We start from the raw sequence: 15,574 nt of genomic DNA, 5'->3' as shown, positions 1-15,574 counted from the left end.
CAGGATCGATCTTTGTGTCCTTTGTGTCTTTGTGGTTCGCTCCACTCCCTCGCTAGGAGTAATGTATCTTAGAATACATTTTACCCACCAAACCTGGGAGAGCCAATAACAGATTGTTGAGATAGTCGCTCTTGTACTCTTGCGAGAGAGTATAGAATTAGGTTAATTTAACGCGATGTGCAACTAAAAACGACAGAATCAGGGTTCCAGAGGATACTTTATCTCTGCTGATTTCTGAAAGCCTTGTTGTAAATCAAGACTAAAAATATAGTTGCACACCGAGTTTAATTTAGCTTTTTCCCCTTAAACTAAAACCGACAAAGACGTAGTTTAAGGAGTTTCGGTATCCCCAAACCTCAAGGAATCGATAACGCTGCCATCCTTTCACCGAGCCAGTCTGAAAAGCTCTTAGGGTGTATAGTTGATTAGCCCAGTTGTTATCGTTTGGTGTAGCATGGTGAACACAGTGCGCCCCTAGGCTAACTGGAAGGATGATTAGCCGGATAAAGACTGCTCCCACTAATTCTATGTACCATTTTAACCACTCTAACCAGTGGTCCGAGTGCGGAGGATAAGCACCCAAATATAGGGCAAAAGATTTACCAATTACCTGAGATTTAGCTCCCTCATTCTCATCGGCTTCATAGGCCCAATTATGCTCCGGTAGCTGTTGCAAGAGTGCGGCTGCATAGGTTCCGAGTTGGGTAAATACCGCCCAGAGTAAGCAGATTAAACAAGAATGGGTTAAACCCGCACAAACAGAGGCCAAGAAAAGCACAATCAGGGTAGCTATTTGATAGTTAATGGGGGCTTTAAGGAGATTAGTCAGACGAGCAAGGAAGGTTTCTCCGTAAAACTTGGGAGAGAGTAATAACTTGCCCAAATTTTGCCAATAGAAGGCCTCTTCTTGGCCAAATTCAAAACCTAACTCTTCTACTAGGTAGGGGGTATTCCCCTTGTCATTCATGGTAGCTAAGTTTTTCGGCGGGTGGTGAATTAATAGGTGATCTTTTTTGAACAATGGAAAGGGCTTTTTCCCGGTAATTAAGGTAAGTAAACAACCTAAAAGATGGTTATAAGTGGGATATTGAGGGAAAAAAGCATTATGGGCGCAAAAGTGGGCTATTTCCTGCAATTGAGCCGCTCCAGCTACGGATAGCAGCCATCCTAGGGGTATTAATTGCCAGTGGCTAAGAGCGATCGCTAATCCGCCTATATACTGGAGTATGCCATAGATTAGCTCTAAGGAGGGCGTGCTTTTCCAGAGAGGGGGAGCAAGGTAGTAGCCTGTTAGCCAGTCAAAGAAAGCTTGTACGAGACGATTATCGCTGAGTTGGAGCATCCCTAGGCGTGGATTATCCCTTAAAGCCGATGCTTGTGTTGGGGTGGGTTTTTTCAGTATCATGACAGTAGAAAATAAGTTGTACTGTCCTGAAAATGGTTAAATAACCAAATTCAGGCGGTTTTATTAGCTGTGCAGCTGTTCGATTTCTCGGTAGTGCTGGACTAATTGCCCATCACTAAAAAACGGCTTTGGAGAGATTTCTATCTCGATGGCGAGATTAATTACCCAAGCTTCTTTGGGTACATACCCCAAGCGATTTTTTAGCCTCTGGGTTAGTGATTTAATCTGATCAGTTGATAAATACATAGGCTTAATTCCTCTGTTTTTTTTCATAATAAACTTGCAAAATAGAGGAATAGGTAGCATTTTGATCGTCTTTTTTAAAATCTCCAAGGATCTTTTGGCGTGCTTTTCAGTGGCTAAAATGATCTTTTTAGCTTTCTCAAAGATCTTTTTGTTACAAACCGATCTTTTTGTTACAAACCGTTGCTAGTGCCTAGACAGACTTAAGTAGCTGGTTATAATTAAATTAAAAATGGATTTTAGGTTCGATCCCCCCTGCCCCCCTTGATAAGGGGGGTGCCGATCCCCCCTTAGTCCCCCCTTTAATCCCCCCTTAATAAGGGGGGCATCTGACAATTTTTAACGCCTAGACAGACTTATTGGCTCTTGCTTGGGAGTCCTGTGTGTGATAGGATTAGTGTTGAGTTACTTATCACTACAACTGTCTAAATTATGACTAAGGAAGAGTTGAAGGAAGAGTTTGTGGATAATGTCCTAGAATTGTTGCGCGAGGGAAAACAGAACCTAACTCTAAGTGAATTAGAATTAAAAGGTATTAAAGGATGTTATGAAAGATTAAAGTATTCAGAAATTTTAGCTTCAGCTAATTGTAATTGCACTGAAGGACATTTGAGAAGAGAAATGTCAAATTTTTTTGGGAAAATCACCAACGCCTTTAATCATGTAACAGGAGAAAATAGAGAAAAAATACAGAAAAACCAATTCGTGCCACTGATTACAGAATATATTAACTTAAAAAATAAATCGCAAATTATTAATAAGATTAACGTAGAGAATAATGATAAGATTAAAATCTTTGAAAAGTTAAATAATGAATTAAAGATAAAAAGACCGATGACTGCTGCTATAATCAAATCCTATTTATCTGATGATCCTAAAATACAAAATAGTAACCTTAAGGAATTGATTGAGAAGATTAAAGATTATGAAGAAAGTTTTTTGTTTAGCTTACTACATAACTTAGCTTATGATCAACGCCTTGATGATCCATTAATTCAATTAATTTTTGAGCAAACGGTCAATGATTTAAAAATGCAGACAAATATTAGTGACCTTGATTATGAGCAATTAACAAGCACACAATTGGAGCGGATTGAATTACCGAAGGAAGGGTTAGAAGCCTATTTAATTATAAAGGTGGACAGTAGCAAAAACCTTCAGTATAAGAATATTACGACTATTGAAAATATTGAAAAATATCTAATACGAGCTTGGTTTTGGCGATTAAATCCTAACAACATTCAAAACAAAGATATTAAGCATATACCCCTGTATGATCATAACCATACTTTAACCCATATTATTAATGACTGTCGAGAACGGAGTGAAGAAATAACGTCCGTTGAGTTCTTCGCCGATGAAAAGCTATTATCTAGTGATTTTGAATCTTGGGAGTATAAAAGTGAATTTAAACCAAATACTAAACTAAAAGAAAATTACTTTGTTAATAGTCGTCTTTCAGCAAGGTCTTGTATAGACAAAACTTCTGACCCATACAAAAAATGGATAAAAAAATGGGAGAAATTACAAAATGAAGCAATAATCGTAGAAGACATACAAGATAATGACTGTAAACATCACTGCCGCCGACAAGAAAATTTAACCCTATGGATTAATCTTTGTGATTGTCAACAAAGTCATGAAGAAATGCTTATAGAAATAGCATCAGAAGGCATACCTTTAGCCCTTTGGTCACGCCGTTATAATTTATCGCCAACTCACAAAGATGAAATTAATGCCCTAGTTAGCAATCAACCCATCACCGAACTGCCAAAACTAATACATAAGGCAAGAAATCCACCTGAAAAACAGGAATCCCAATCTGACTATTTCGGGCATCATTTATCATTACTTCTAGAAGACCCTAATCGGATGCCCCCCTTCCACTACTTAACATCTCAGCACCTAGGTTAACTAACTATGAGTTCATGGAAAATCTTTCAAGGCAATCATCAAAAACGCTCAAGGGATGAGATTCCCTGGCCAAAAATCCCACCTTGGCGAAGCTTCGCCACCAACAAATCCGAGGAGCGGGGAAAACAACTCATAGTTAACGATAAAACCATCGAAACCGTAAACGCAGCCATTCACCTACGCCGGCCTATTTTAGTCACAGGGAAACCGGGTACAGGGAAAACCTCCCTAGCCTACGCAATCGCCTACGAATTAGACTTAGGAGAAGTATTAGTCTGGCCAATTAATACCCGCACCACCCTACAAGAGGGATTATACTACTACGACGCAATCGCACGTTTGCAAGATTACCAATTAGAAGAAAAAAAAGACATAGGGCAGTATATCCGCTTGGGTCCCTTGGGGACAGCCCTCTGTCCGAGAAATTATCCCCGGGTACTGCTTATCGATGAGATAGATAAAAGTGACATCGACCTACCCAACGACCTCTTAAACCTTTTTGAAGAGGGAAGATTTGAAATCACCGAACTTTCCCGACTCGCGAAAGATACCGAAAACGAACCAATACCAGTACAAACCCATGACGGTGAATGGGAATCCATCCCCCAAGGTAAGGTAAGCTGCCAACAGTTCCCCATAGTGATTATGACGAGCAACGGCGAGAGGGATTTTCCCCTACCCTTTAAACGTAGATGTCTGCTCTTAGAAATTCCCGACCCCACCCCAGAGGAACTAAAAAAGATAGTAAAAAGCCATTTTAATTATAAAGAAGCCAGTCCCGAAAGTAAAAAAATAGAAGCAGCGATCGCAGAATATGTTAAAAAACGAGAAAAAGGGGAACTAGCAACAGACCAGCTTTTAAACGCCGTCTTTATGAGCATAGGCCAAGATAAACCCACGGGTGCAGAATTAAAGTCCCTTACCAACCTACTATTTACCTATCTCACCGACACAGGCAATACATGACCCAAACCCTTCCCACACCAGAACTGATTGATAAATTTATCACCTTTGTCAAGGGCAGGGGATGGGACCTAGACAGTTACCAGATAGCTGATAGTTTATGGTGGTATGTTCTCACCCAAGAAGAAGAAGGAAAACCCCAACCCCGTCCAGAGCCTAGGGAAGAAAAGAAAGAAACCCCGACCACTAAAAACCCCCCCCAGGAGAGTAAAAACGAAACCCAAGAGCCAGCAGCCCCATCGGATGAAGTTCCCTTAATACGCGAGACAGAAGCACAAAAACAGCCTGAGAAGATAGGCGCAGACACCCTACCCATTAGCATCCCCGATGCCAAATTCTGGCGAGAAACCCTAAAATTAGGGCGGGCAGTGCGTCCCCTCATCCAAAAGATAGACTCAGCCACCCAAAGACAAATAAACCTAAACAGCACCGTACAGAAATCGGCCGAGTATAGCATCGGCAAGAAAGATGGCAGTTTAGCCCTAATACCCGTTTACCAAGCCAAAAAAGTCCGTTCCCTAGAGGTAGTTTTACTGATTGAAGAATGGGCCTCCATGGTCTTTTGGAAAGAAATGGCCGGGGAAATCCGCGATTGGCTAGAACAAATCGGGGCCTTTCGGGATGTCAAACTCTACCGCATAGGATGGGACGAAGACAGGCAAAATTTAGCCATCCGCACCTACTCTAACGATACTTGCTCAATTCACCCAAAAGATCTCATCCATCCTCGCGGCGAAAGACTTATCCTCTTCTACAGTGATTGTACTTCCCCAGACTGGTATCAAGGACGCTATAACCAAGCTCTTCAAGACTGGGGAAAACACCAAATCGTCACCCTGCTTTCTCCCTTCCCCGAAGCAATGTGGGAAAGAACCGCCCTTAGTCGAGGTTGGTTCGTCTCCCTAGTCAACCAAACCCCCCGGAAACCTTCACAAAACTGGAGATTTACCTCTATCCCCCTGCTGCTACAAATTGAGAAGGAAGAGGAAAATCAACATATTCTCAGAGAAACAATCCAAAAAACCTACTTTCCCCTACCCACCATCTCCCTAACCCCTTCATCCTTAAAAGCTTGGGCGCTCGTTGTCAGTGGTGACAGCAACGCCACCTGTGCGGGGGTACTACTAGAAAAATCCCCCCAAAACAGAGAAATACCCGCAACTATTTCTCCGGAGATGTCTGGGAAGCAAGCTCTAGAACTATTCGCTAGTACCGCCTCACCTCTAGCTTGGGAATTACTGAAAAAATTAGCCGCAGCCCCGGTAAATCTTCCCATCATCCGTCTTATCCAAAGCAAACTTTTAAGCGCCTCTAACCCCCTAAACATAGCAGAAGTCATCCTTAGCGGTTTTCTTAAAGTCTATCTAGGAGGGGAACCAGTGAAGTGGGACAAAGGAGGTAAATTTAACTTTCATACTCCCCCCAACAGCCTAGATTTTGAATTTGATGATGAAGTGAGAGAGCTTCTGCTCACTGAACTAGGGAATAGCCGCGCCTTAGAGGTAATTTTTGTCCTCTCGGAATACATCGCCCAAAAACTTAACCTGAGTACCACCACCTTTTTTGGTCTTATTCTTACAAATCCCCAAGTTCTCCTCGGCAAAGAAGCAGCTAATCTAGTTCGCGCCTTTGCCAAGGTATCTGCTAAGGTTTTCCAAAAGCTAGGGGAAGCAAAGTACCAAGAAATTAGCCAAAAGCTGCAATCTATGGTTGACTCACCTCCACCCCCACCGGTTGAGGAAAAGTGGCTGAGGAAATATAAAACCGTAACCATAGCTAAGGTAAAAGAGCTTACGGGAGGAGAGGAAATATTGTTTCAACTGCTCAAGCATAGACTTAAGGATTTCAGCGTAGAAGATGGGGAACTGTATCAGCGTCTTCGTTTAACCCCTGAGCAGCTTAAAATTTTGGCAAGCGAAGAAATAACCGCCGAGACAATGCCAGTCCAGTTTAGGGAAGTCTTGGATAACACAGAAGAAGAAATCATCACCGAGAAATTTAACCTAACCCTGTTCAAGTCTGAAACCGTTTTTGTGGATGAGACGGGACAAATTACCGCTAAAGAACCCGTGAGAGCCTTCTACTTTGAAGAAAATCCCCCCAGCTTAAAAATGCTCTATATTCCTTCGGGGGAGTTTTGGATGGGAACCGAAGCGGAGGAAATAGCGCGGCTAGTGGAAAAATACAATAGGGATTGGTTCCAACGAGAATCCCCCAGACATTTAGTAAAAATCGCCCCTTTTTACCTAAGTCAAACTCCGATTACCCAAGCTCAATGGTTATATATTGCCCAAAGGGAAGATTTAAAAGTAGAGCGAGATTTAAAACCAGAGCCATCATATTTTAAAGGCAGCACAAACCCCGTTGAAAATGTATCTTGGTTAGATGCCATAGAATTTTGCCAAAGGCTCTCTAAAATGACCAAGAAACAGTATCGGCTACCCAGTGAGGCGGAATGGGAGTATGCTTGTCGTGCTGGAACCACCACCCCCTTCCACTTCGGAGCAACCCTCACCTCAAATTTAGCTAACTACGATGCTACGCAACGCTTTGCTAAGGAACCAGCAGGAGAACGTCGCGACAAACCCACCCCCGTGGGGCAATTTCCCCCCAATGGTTTTGGTTTGTATGATATGCACGGCAATGTCTGGGAGTGGTGTCAGGATGACTTCCGGGAAAATTATCAAGGCGCACCTAATGATGGTAGTCCTTGGCGAGAAAAGAGCAAAAAACAGCAAAATCAGGCAAAAAAAGCTCTGCGGGGCGGTTCTTGGTTCAGCAATCCGAATAGCTGCCGTTCCGCTTACCGCTACGACCTCAACCGCCGCGTCGACTTCGACAGCCTCGACGGTTTTCGCGTGGTGTGCGGTGCCGGGAGGACTTTGTAACCCTTTTTCTCTTTTTTTCCTTTTTACCCTTTTTCTCTTTTTCGATTTTTTTGAACAAATGTACTATATGAGGTTAGCTGATCAGTAGCTGGTTATAATTAAATTGAAGACGGGTTTTAGGTTTTCCCCTTATCAAGGTAGGGTTGATTCATGAATCAACCCTACAATCAAACCTAGAATCAACCCTACAATCAAACCTAGAATCAACCCTACAATCAAACCTAGAATCAAACCTATCAACCCTACAATCAACCCTACAATCAATTAATCCTAGTATTCATCATGTACCAAATCACTCTTTCCCTACCCGATGAAACCGCTCTCGCTTTACATCTCACCCCAGAACAACTAGCACAGGAAATCTCTCTTCTTGCTGCCATTAAACTTTATGAATTGGGAAAACTTTCCTCTGGCACTGCTGCTAACTTAGCAGGTATTCCGCGAGTTGTTTTTCTTTCTAAACTTGCAGACTATGGAGTTGATACCTTCCGACTCAAGGAAGCAGAATTAATCGAGGATCTGGCTAATGCCTAATGTAATTGCCGATACATCACCGATTCAATACCTCTATCAGACTAACTTACTTGACTTACTACCGAACTTTTACGGACAGATAATTATTCCTTTTTCAGTAGCTCAAGAGTTAGCCGTTGGAAAAGCTTCTGGAATCTCTTTACCTGATATAACCTCCTTAAGTTGGATAATTATTCAACAAGCAAAATCAGTTTCTCTTTTACCCCTTGTCACTGATTTAGGAAAAGGAGAAAGAGAAGTATTAGCTTTAGCAATAGAAATTACCGATTCTCTCGCTTTACTTGATGATGGTTTGGCGAGACGATATGCAAATTTATTAGGAATAAAACTCACTGGCACAATGGGAATATTATTAAAGGCTAAACAAAATGGTTATCTACACCGTATTGAGCCAATTCTTAATCAACTAGAATTGCTGAAGTTTCGCTTAGATGCCACTACTCGTACTTCTGTGTTAAAATTAGCTGGTGAAGGATAGAGTATAAAATCAATTTTTAATTTAATTATAATTACTTACTTAGGGCTTGCTGAAAAAGTACGGGCGAAGCATTCGGATAGAAAATCTACGGTTTCACCGATAGGTTATGCCCGAATGCTTCGCCCCTACAGGACGCGGGCCGATACAGAACACTAAAACCCTTACCTCGTCTATATTTCACATTTATTCAGCAAACCCTACTTATGCCTACAATAATCATCCAAAAGACCCAAAAACGTCTTTTAATCTATAGAGAAAAACTCACCGATGACCTAGAAATAGAATTAGTCAAAATACCATCGGGAACCTTTACAATGGGTTCTTCAGAACAAGAAAGTGGTAATACAAGTGAAAAGCCGCAACACAACGTCACCCTGAAAAACTTCTTGATGGGTATTTATCCCATTACCCAAGCTCAATGGTTATATATTGCCCAAAGAGAAGATTTAAAAGTAGAGCAAGATTTAGAACCAGAGCCATCGGAGTTTAAAGGCAGCACAAACCCCGTTGAAAGGGTATCTTGGTTAGATGCCGTAGAATTTTGCCAAAGGCTCTCTAAATTAAGTAAAAGAAAATATAGGCTACCAACGGAAGCTGAGTGGGAGTACGCTTGTCGAGCGCAAACCAAACCCTTAAATCTCCACAAAGGAGAAACCTACCCCCCCTATCACTTTGGGGAAATTCTTACCCCAGATTTAGCCAACTATAATGGCAATCTCCAAAAAACCACCCCTGTTGGGCAATTCTACGCCAACGACTTTGGTTTATATGATATGCCCGGAAATGTCTGGGAGTGGTGTCAAGATGATTGGCGCGAAAATTATGAGGAGATAAAAAAGAGCAAAAAACAGCAAAATCAGGCATCTAAAGTTCTGCGGGGCGGTTCTTGGTACTTCCATCCGGATAGCTGCCGTTCCGCTTACCGCGACTACGACTTCTACCGCCGCGACGACTTCAACGACGACGGTTTTCGGGTGGTGTGCGGTGCAGGGAGGACTTTGTAACCCTTTTTCTCTTTTTTCTCTTTTTACCCTTTTTCGATTTTTTTGAGCAAATGTACTATATATGTACTACAAAAGGATTGAGAGAATTATCATGAGTAGAAAAAGGGTTTCTCGGAGAAACCCTTTTTCTGTGGGTTACTCAACGGATTTAGGATAAATTGCTTGTTGAGACGAGACAAGAGGCAATAGTAAAGGGATTGGGGGAAGTTCAACTAATCTAAGAATAAGCGGTTTAAATGCGTCTTAGTTTACATCAACAGCTGCTCAGTTATTAGTATTCTCCCCCATCATTTTTTTCCTGGCCTAAAAGATGATTATAGATCACACTTTTGAGAGATTGCCAAAAAGGAACTAATAAAATACTCAGAAGTAAGAAAATAGTAATCAGACCATAGGAAAACATCGCCATTTGTCGGAAAAAAAGAGGATTTTCCGTGAGGGTTTGCCAGTTCTCCGAAGAATTGAACCAAAAGGGAATTGAAGCCAAAGCCCCTGACAGAATATAAACTGGAATAATTAATAAACTGGCAATAAATATCACTCCCACAATTCTCCAAGCCGAGTTTTTAGTTAAATGCCAACCTCTCTTGATTGCTTGCCAACTGCCTAAATTATCTTCAATTACTAAGGGCAATTCGGCAATGCAAATGCGAGCAGATAACCAAAGGAAGAAAAAAGGAAGACAGAAAAAAGCTGGTAAAATAAGCAATACACCAAGGATGGGGATAAAACTGACTAGCACCAGAGACAGCGTTATCGGCAAGATTATTGCCGCTCCCAACAAACCGATCAAAACCTGCATCCACCACAAGCGCCACATTTTCGGCTTAACTTTTTTTTCCGCTTGTCCGGCAGTTTCCGGCTGATAAATAATGTCTTGAAAAGCTAATCGCGAGATAACCGCATTATTGAAAAGAGACTTAGCAGCCGAGAAAATTTGTACTGGGAAAAGAAATAAACGTAAACCAATATCGCTGCCTTGTTCGGGGGTAATTGTTTGATAAAGTAATTGACTGAGAATTAATTGCAAAATTAAGGGAAGAAGCGACCACAAACAGGCGCGGACAGCAAAGAATACATAAGTTTGGAAGCGATCACGATAAAGACGGAAGGCAGTATTAATCGTATTGCCAATATTCAAAGGATCGAGGGAATTGTTAGTCACGGTGGGACTCCTTACAGAATGCCACCACTATATTAGGTTAAGTAACTAATAACAGCTAAAAACTTCCAATTTAATCAATATTTTCAGCAAAGACAACAATTTTGCTAAAGTGGTAGAATTTGGCCAACGATTCAATTCCCCAGTGGAGAAAGTGCGATCGCATTGATGGTCTTAACTCCCTTGGGATTCAGTTCGCGCATGGTAGTAACCGGAGATGTCACCCAAACCGATTTACCGCAACCACAGGAATCGGGGTTAATTGCCGCTCAAAAAATCCTAAAATCAGTAGAAGGGATCGCTTTTTCTTACCTATCGCGGGCCGATGTGGTGCGTCATCCCTTGGTACAAAAAATCGTCTCAGCCTAGGAACAGCACGAAAAATAACAGATTATGGATATTAAAAATGGTTTCGTCGATGCGGTGGGTAATACTCCCCTAATTCGTCTCAATAGTTTTAGCGAGGAAACCGGCTGCGAGATTCTCGGTAAGGCCGAATTTCTTAACCCCGGTGGTTCGGTCAAGGATCGCGCCGCTTTATATATTATTCAAGAAGCGGAAAAAGCCGGTACTCTCCAACCGGGGGGAACCGTTGTCGAAGGAACCGCCGGCAATACTGGCATCGGTTTGGCCCATATCTGCAATGCTAAAGGTTATAAATGCCTGATTATCATTCCCGATACCCAATCCCAAGAGAAAATCGACCTATTGAGAACATTGGGTGCAGAAGTGCGTACTGTTCCCGCGGTTCCCTACCGAGATGCCAATAATTACGTTAAATTATCGGGGAGATTGGCCAGTGAGATGGAAAATGCTATCTGGGCCAATCAATTCGATAATCTGGCTAATCGTCGCGCTCACTACGAAACCACCGGCCGGGAAATCTGGGAACAAACCGACGGTAAAATTGATGCTTGGGTGGCTGCCACGGGAACCGGGGGAACCTACGCGGGGGTGGCGATGTTTTTAAAAGACCAAAATCCCCAGGTGCGTTGTGTGGTGGCGGATCCGATGGGTAGCGGTTTATATAGTTATGTGAAAACCGGGACAATTACCCTGGAAGGTAGTTCAATTACCGAAGGGATTGGTAATAGTCGTATTACGGCTAATATGGAAGGCGCACCCATAGATGATGCCATTCAAATTGATGATCCCACTGCCATCAAAGTTGTTTATCAACTATTACAAAAAGATGGTTTATTTATGGGGGGTTCTGTGGGTATTAATGTGGCTGCTGCCGTGGCTTTAGCTAAACAAATGGGACCAGGCCACACCATAGTTACTGTTCTTTGTGATGGTGGGGCCCGTTATCAATCTCGTTTATATAATCCTCAATGGTTGGCTGAGAAAGGATTGGCTTAATCAGAAATTATCGGCTCATAAATTAGTTGAGATCATGGTAGCGGTAGGGCAACAATTAGAGAAGGCAGCAGGGGAAAATGAGGCGCAATGTTTGGCAAGCACTTAAGATAAGATAGACAACAATGCTGATAACTATCATTATTAGGAGAATCATCAGATGTCAGTTACTATTGAACAAGACCTCAAGGAAATTTTAGGTTCAATTAATCAGAAGTTAGATAATCTGCAAAAAGATGTTATGGATATTAAAATAGTACAGGCGAGATTAGAGGAAAAAGTCGATAGTTTAGAAAAAGATATTGAAGGAGTAAAAGAAGATACAAAAGAATTAAAAGGCTCTCAGAAAGCCCAGATTTGGACGTTAATCGGCATCTTGGGAACAGCTTTACTAGGAACAGTCATTCGCTATATTATTCTCCCTTTTTCTCAATCATAATTAGGGTTTGCGGCAAAAAGTTTTTCCTGGGGGCAGGGTGTGGGGTGTGGGGTGTAGGGTTTTACCGATTTTGAGGTAGTCAGTTACCTAATTTTCAGGGAAAAAGTCCAGGAATTTTACCCCCGATCACTCCAATGGTAGGCACTTTTTGAGGGAAAAAAAGTCTAAAAGCCTTATCCAACAAGGTTTTTAGATTTATTCAGCCAGCCCTAAGTAGTTAAAAATTAACACTACCTCAATTTTCTCAAAAAAATCGACCCGTCGCTAGGCGGGAGACAAAGGGCAAAAGAGCAAAAGAACAGAGGGTTAAACTCCTGGGGAGACACACGCAACCCGAATGATAAAGGTGGTGCGTTACGGCGGATTGTTAATTTGAGTTTTTTGACCGAATTGATAGCCGCAAACACGCACCCTAGACTCTACTAAAAGTGGGAGTTTTTCAACCCAAATTTTCTGGTAAAATGATTGAGGATAATTGGCCAAAACTTTATGGGGATTTAAGCCTGTGATCATCAAAGAGTTAGAAGAGCAACTTCTTGCCCTCAAACCTAGGGAAAAAGTGCAGGTAATCCAGTTACTCGCTCAAAGTCTTGGTGGTAATTGGCAGGGAATTGAGAAAACGCCTAAAGTTTGTGGTGGACAAGCCTGCATTGCCAATACAAGAATTCCAGTTTGGGTGTTAGTAGAAGCTCGTCGTCTTGGTTATAGTGATGCTGATTTATTAACAAGTTATCCAACTATTAAGGCTACGGATTTAGCTAATGCTTGGGTATATGCGGCAGCTCATGAAGATGAGATTGATTTACTCATTGAGCAGAATCAGGCAGTTTAGGGGATGATACTAAATCCGCTTATTAAAAACTGATTATTTATTCTCCGTTTTGCCTGTTGTCTGTTGCCTGTTGCCTGTTGCCTGTTGTCTGTTGCCTCTCCTGATATGTAGCCTATACTCAACGGATTTAGTATTAGATTAAACTGCTCCCAAAAAGGCAAAAGCTGCCTGGGACGCACCCTAAGATATCTGAGGCCAGCAATGCTCTAAAGTTGATAATTTAATTGGGGACAATTTGCCGAAAAAGCTTTTACTTCGTCATCCCATTCTAACTTGAGCGGCGACTGGTATCCATTGTATCATCACCAATATCTTTCGGTCGTCCGCTCCAACGTTTTGCTAGACCGGGTTTTCGCGACAAGGTGACAACTTCTCTGCCACTTTCCGCTTGCTTCTTGCGTAGATCTGCAAAGATTGCATCCAAGTCATAGTTGAAGGACTTGGCATACTCTTCACGGATTCGGTGGATCTCTTCGACGATCTCATCATGAAACATAATCAACCTCCTAACAGTTGGTTGGGTGTACAAAGAATCGGTAACTCGTATCCAAAATCAATGCTGATCTCTGCCAATTTTCTCTGAATTTGAGCATTAGCAATATGCTTACAGTTCCACGTTAACAGATAATCCATACCGTGGACAGTTGCGGCGGCAATGTGGATCGCGTCAACTTTCGCTTTTGGAGGCAGATTACTGCGGGTTAAGAATTGTTTAGCCAAACCTTGTGCAGCTTCGTTCAATGCTAACAAGGGAAAATCACGCAAAATATCCAGCCTTTCGGAGGCGATCGCTGTATCTCCTTTAGTTACTTCCTCTAGGACAGCCTCGGAAGTGTACAGAATAAAGTCGTTTCGACGAAATTCCCACCATTCCCTCGTTATCTCAATATTAGCCGCCACAATAATATCTCTGCTGGGTCGAGCAGTTAGGTAGCCTAAGATACTGGTTTCAATATAGACGCTTTCGCTCACGGCAATAGGAGAAAATCTATCCAACGTCCATCATACCCTATTTAATCTTGGTTCCGAGGGTGTTGGGTAACAGTCGTCAACCCAACTACGGGCTGCTTTCAAAAAGGCAAAAGCTGCCTGGGACGCACCCTAGAAAATCTCAAAAAAAAATCCACCCGCCCTTAGGCGGGAAAAAGAGAAAAAGGGTAAAAAAGGGTAAAAAGAGAATAAGGGTTACAGAGTCCTCCCAGCACCGCACACCACCCGAAAACCGAAGTAGTTGACGATGTTGCCCCGGCGGTAGTTGAAGTTGCGGTAAGCGGAACGGCAGAGATTTGGAAGGCCGTACCAAGAACCGCCCCGCACTATTTGATAATCATTATCCTTTATCAGCCAAGCACTGCCGTCACTTGGCGCATTCTGATAGCTATTATGCCAATTGTCTTCGCACCACTCCCAGACATTTCCGTGCATATCGTAGAGGCCGAAAGCATTGGGCCTTTTCTGGCCCACAGGATGAGTTGTCTGCTGAGAATTTCCGCTATACCAAGCGTAATCTCCTAACTGATTAGCATCATCACCGAAATAATAGCGAGTAGTGGTCCCCGCACGACAGGCATATTCCCATTCCGCTTCTGTGGGGAGGCGATAGGTTTTCCCGGTTATTTGACTCAATTTCTGACAAAAGGCTTGAGCGTCGTCCGAACTAATCCTTTCTACTGGATTTTGGGGATTATTTGAAAAATGAGAGGGATTTGTTCCCATTACTGCTTGATATTGTGCCTGAGTGACAGGATATTTCCCGATCGCAAAACTGTTTATTTTAACTTGGTGTTGAGGCTTTTCAAAATCCCTAGCATCGCGATCACTATCAGGAGAGCCCATGAGAAATTGACCTGCTGGTAAGCTCACCATCTCCAGTGTTATTCCCTTGGGTAGGTTTTCGGTAAAGTTTGTCAGTGGAGTTGGCACTACTTTAGGTAGGGGTGTAGATGTCACAGTAGCGATAGGTAACTGTGTAGATGTCACAGTGGGGACGCACACCACCCGAAAACCGCGGCTGCTGCGGCCCTGGCTGTTGAAGCCGCGGAAAGCGGAACGGCAGCCACTTGGATAGCTGCACCAAGAGCCGCCACGTATTATGTGAACATTACTATTATTTGTTACCCAGGCATAGCTATTATGCCAATTGTCCTCGCACCACTCCCAAACATTGCCACTCATGTCATACAGTCCCCAAGCATTGGGCTTTTTCTGACCAACAGGATGAGTTGTATTTTGAGAATTTCCGCTATACCAAGCGTAATCTTCTAACTGATTAGCATCATCACCGAAATAATAGCGAGTAGTGGTCCCCGCACGACAGGCATATTCCCATTCCGCTTCTGTCGGTAGGCGATAG

The 15,574-nt window shown here is 42.6% G+C and carries 15 protein-coding genes and 1 pseudogene; 10 read left to right on the top strand and 6 right to left on the bottom strand.

Annotation, left to right across the window (positions count from 1 at the left end; translation table 11 throughout):
- Window positions 1–289: 289 nt before the first annotated feature.
- The gene (locus O9332_RS07040) at window positions 290–1,405 is read right to left on the bottom strand and encodes a fatty acid desaturase (RefSeq protein ID WP_288024522.1); all 1,116 of its coding nucleotides are present in this window, start codon (window positions 1,403–1,405) and stop codon (window positions 290–292) included.
- Window positions 1,406–1,468: 63 nt separating this feature from the next.
- On the bottom strand, window positions 1,469–1,651 hold the full coding sequence (locus tag O9332_RS07035) for a hypothetical protein (protein ID WP_128575192.1): 183 nt from the start codon (window positions 1,649–1,651) through the stop codon (window positions 1,469–1,471).
- A 429-nt stretch (window positions 1,652–2,080) separates the two neighbouring features.
- On the opposite strand from O9332_RS07035, the gene O9332_RS07030 reads away from it, so the two are divergent.
- From O9332_RS07030 to O9332_RS07005, 6 genes are all read left to right on the top strand, one after another.
- Window positions 2,081–3,562, top strand: a complete 1,482-nt coding sequence (locus O9332_RS07030) for a VMAP-C domain-containing protein (RefSeq protein ID WP_288024519.1) — start codon at window positions 2,081–2,083, stop codon at window positions 3,560–3,562.
- A 6-nt stretch (window positions 3,563–3,568) separates the two neighbouring features.
- A complete protein-coding gene (locus O9332_RS07025) occupies window positions 3,569–4,528 on the top strand; it encodes an AAA family ATPase (RefSeq protein WP_288024516.1) in 960 nt (319 codons plus the stop codon).
- Complete coding sequence (locus O9332_RS07020) at window positions 4,525–7,413, top strand: formylglycine-generating enzyme family protein (RefSeq protein ID WP_288024513.1); 2,889 nt, start codon at window positions 4,525–4,527, stop codon at window positions 7,411–7,413. Before O9332_RS07025 ends, O9332_RS07020 begins: the two co-directional genes overlap by 4 nt.
- A gap of 282 nt (window positions 7,414–7,695) precedes the next feature.
- On the top strand, window positions 7,696–7,947 hold the full coding sequence (locus O9332_RS07015) for a UPF0175 family protein (protein ID WP_002739985.1): 252 nt from the start codon (window positions 7,696–7,698) through the stop codon (window positions 7,945–7,947).
- Window positions 7,940–8,425, top strand: a complete 486-nt coding sequence (locus tag O9332_RS07010) for a PIN domain-containing protein (RefSeq protein ID WP_288024511.1) — start codon at window positions 7,940–7,942, stop codon at window positions 8,423–8,425. The genes O9332_RS07015 and O9332_RS07010 overlap by 8 nt, the downstream gene beginning before the upstream one ends.
- Window positions 8,426–8,628: 203 nt before the next feature.
- A complete protein-coding gene (locus O9332_RS07005) occupies window positions 8,629–9,429 on the top strand; it encodes a formylglycine-generating enzyme family protein (RefSeq protein WP_288024509.1) in 801 nt (266 codons plus the stop codon).
- Window positions 9,430–9,700: 271 nt separating this feature from the next.
- On the opposite strand, the gene O9332_RS07000 is transcribed toward O9332_RS07005, so the two are convergent.
- Window positions 9,701–10,594 (bottom strand): hypothetical protein, encoded by an 894-nt coding sequence (locus O9332_RS07000; RefSeq protein WP_288024506.1) that lies wholly within the window; start codon window positions 10,592–10,594, stop codon window positions 9,701–9,703.
- 165 nt (window positions 10,595–10,759) lie between these two features.
- Here O9332_RS07000 and O9332_RS06995 point away from each other — a divergent pair.
- The 4 genes and pseudogenes from O9332_RS06995 to O9332_RS06980 all read left to right on the top strand — a co-directional run.
- Window positions 10,760–10,960, top strand: a pseudogene (locus O9332_RS06995) (PhoH family protein); the annotation flags it as partial.
- A gap of 24 nt (window positions 10,961–10,984) precedes the next feature.
- On the top strand, window positions 10,985–11,953 hold the full coding sequence (locus O9332_RS06990) for a cysteine synthase A (protein ID WP_271927316.1): 969 nt from the start codon (window positions 10,985–10,987) through the stop codon (window positions 11,951–11,953).
- A 157-nt stretch (window positions 11,954–12,110) separates the two neighbouring features.
- Window positions 12,111–12,389, top strand: coding sequence for a hemolysin XhlA family protein (locus tag O9332_RS06985; RefSeq protein WP_002757205.1), 279 nt, complete (start codon window positions 12,111–12,113; stop codon window positions 12,387–12,389).
- Window positions 12,390–12,894: 505 nt separating this feature from the next.
- A complete protein-coding gene (locus O9332_RS06980; protein ID WP_004268636.1) occupies window positions 12,895–13,221 on the top strand; it encodes a DUF433 domain-containing protein in 327 nt (108 codons plus the stop codon).
- Between the two features lie 268 nt (window positions 13,222–13,489).
- Here the strand turns inward: O9332_RS06980 and O9332_RS06975 are convergent, their stop codons facing one another.
- The 3 genes from O9332_RS06975 to O9332_RS06965 all read right to left on the bottom strand — a co-directional run.
- A complete protein-coding gene (locus O9332_RS06975; protein WP_004268635.1) occupies window positions 13,490–13,717 on the bottom strand; it encodes a hypothetical protein in 228 nt (75 codons plus the stop codon).
- A 2-nt stretch (window positions 13,718–13,719) separates the two neighbouring features.
- On the bottom strand, window positions 13,720–14,193 hold the full coding sequence (locus tag O9332_RS06970; RefSeq protein WP_043998848.1) for a type II toxin-antitoxin system VapC family toxin: 474 nt from the start codon (window positions 14,191–14,193) through the stop codon (window positions 13,720–13,722).
- Window positions 14,194–14,406: 213 nt separating this feature from the next.
- Window positions 14,407–15,574: formylglycine-generating enzyme family protein (locus O9332_RS06965; protein ID WP_288024501.1), on the bottom strand; the 1,168-nt coding region annotated here is incomplete at its 5' end.

Origin of the sequence: Microcystis sp. LE19-10.1B (assembly GCF_027530565.1) — a bacterium.
GTDB lineage: Bacteria > Cyanobacteriota > Cyanobacteriia > Cyanobacteriales > Microcystaceae > Microcystis > Microcystis aeruginosa.
Note: the sequence above shows the minus strand (reverse complement) of the source record. Positions and strands in the feature narration are given on the sequence as shown.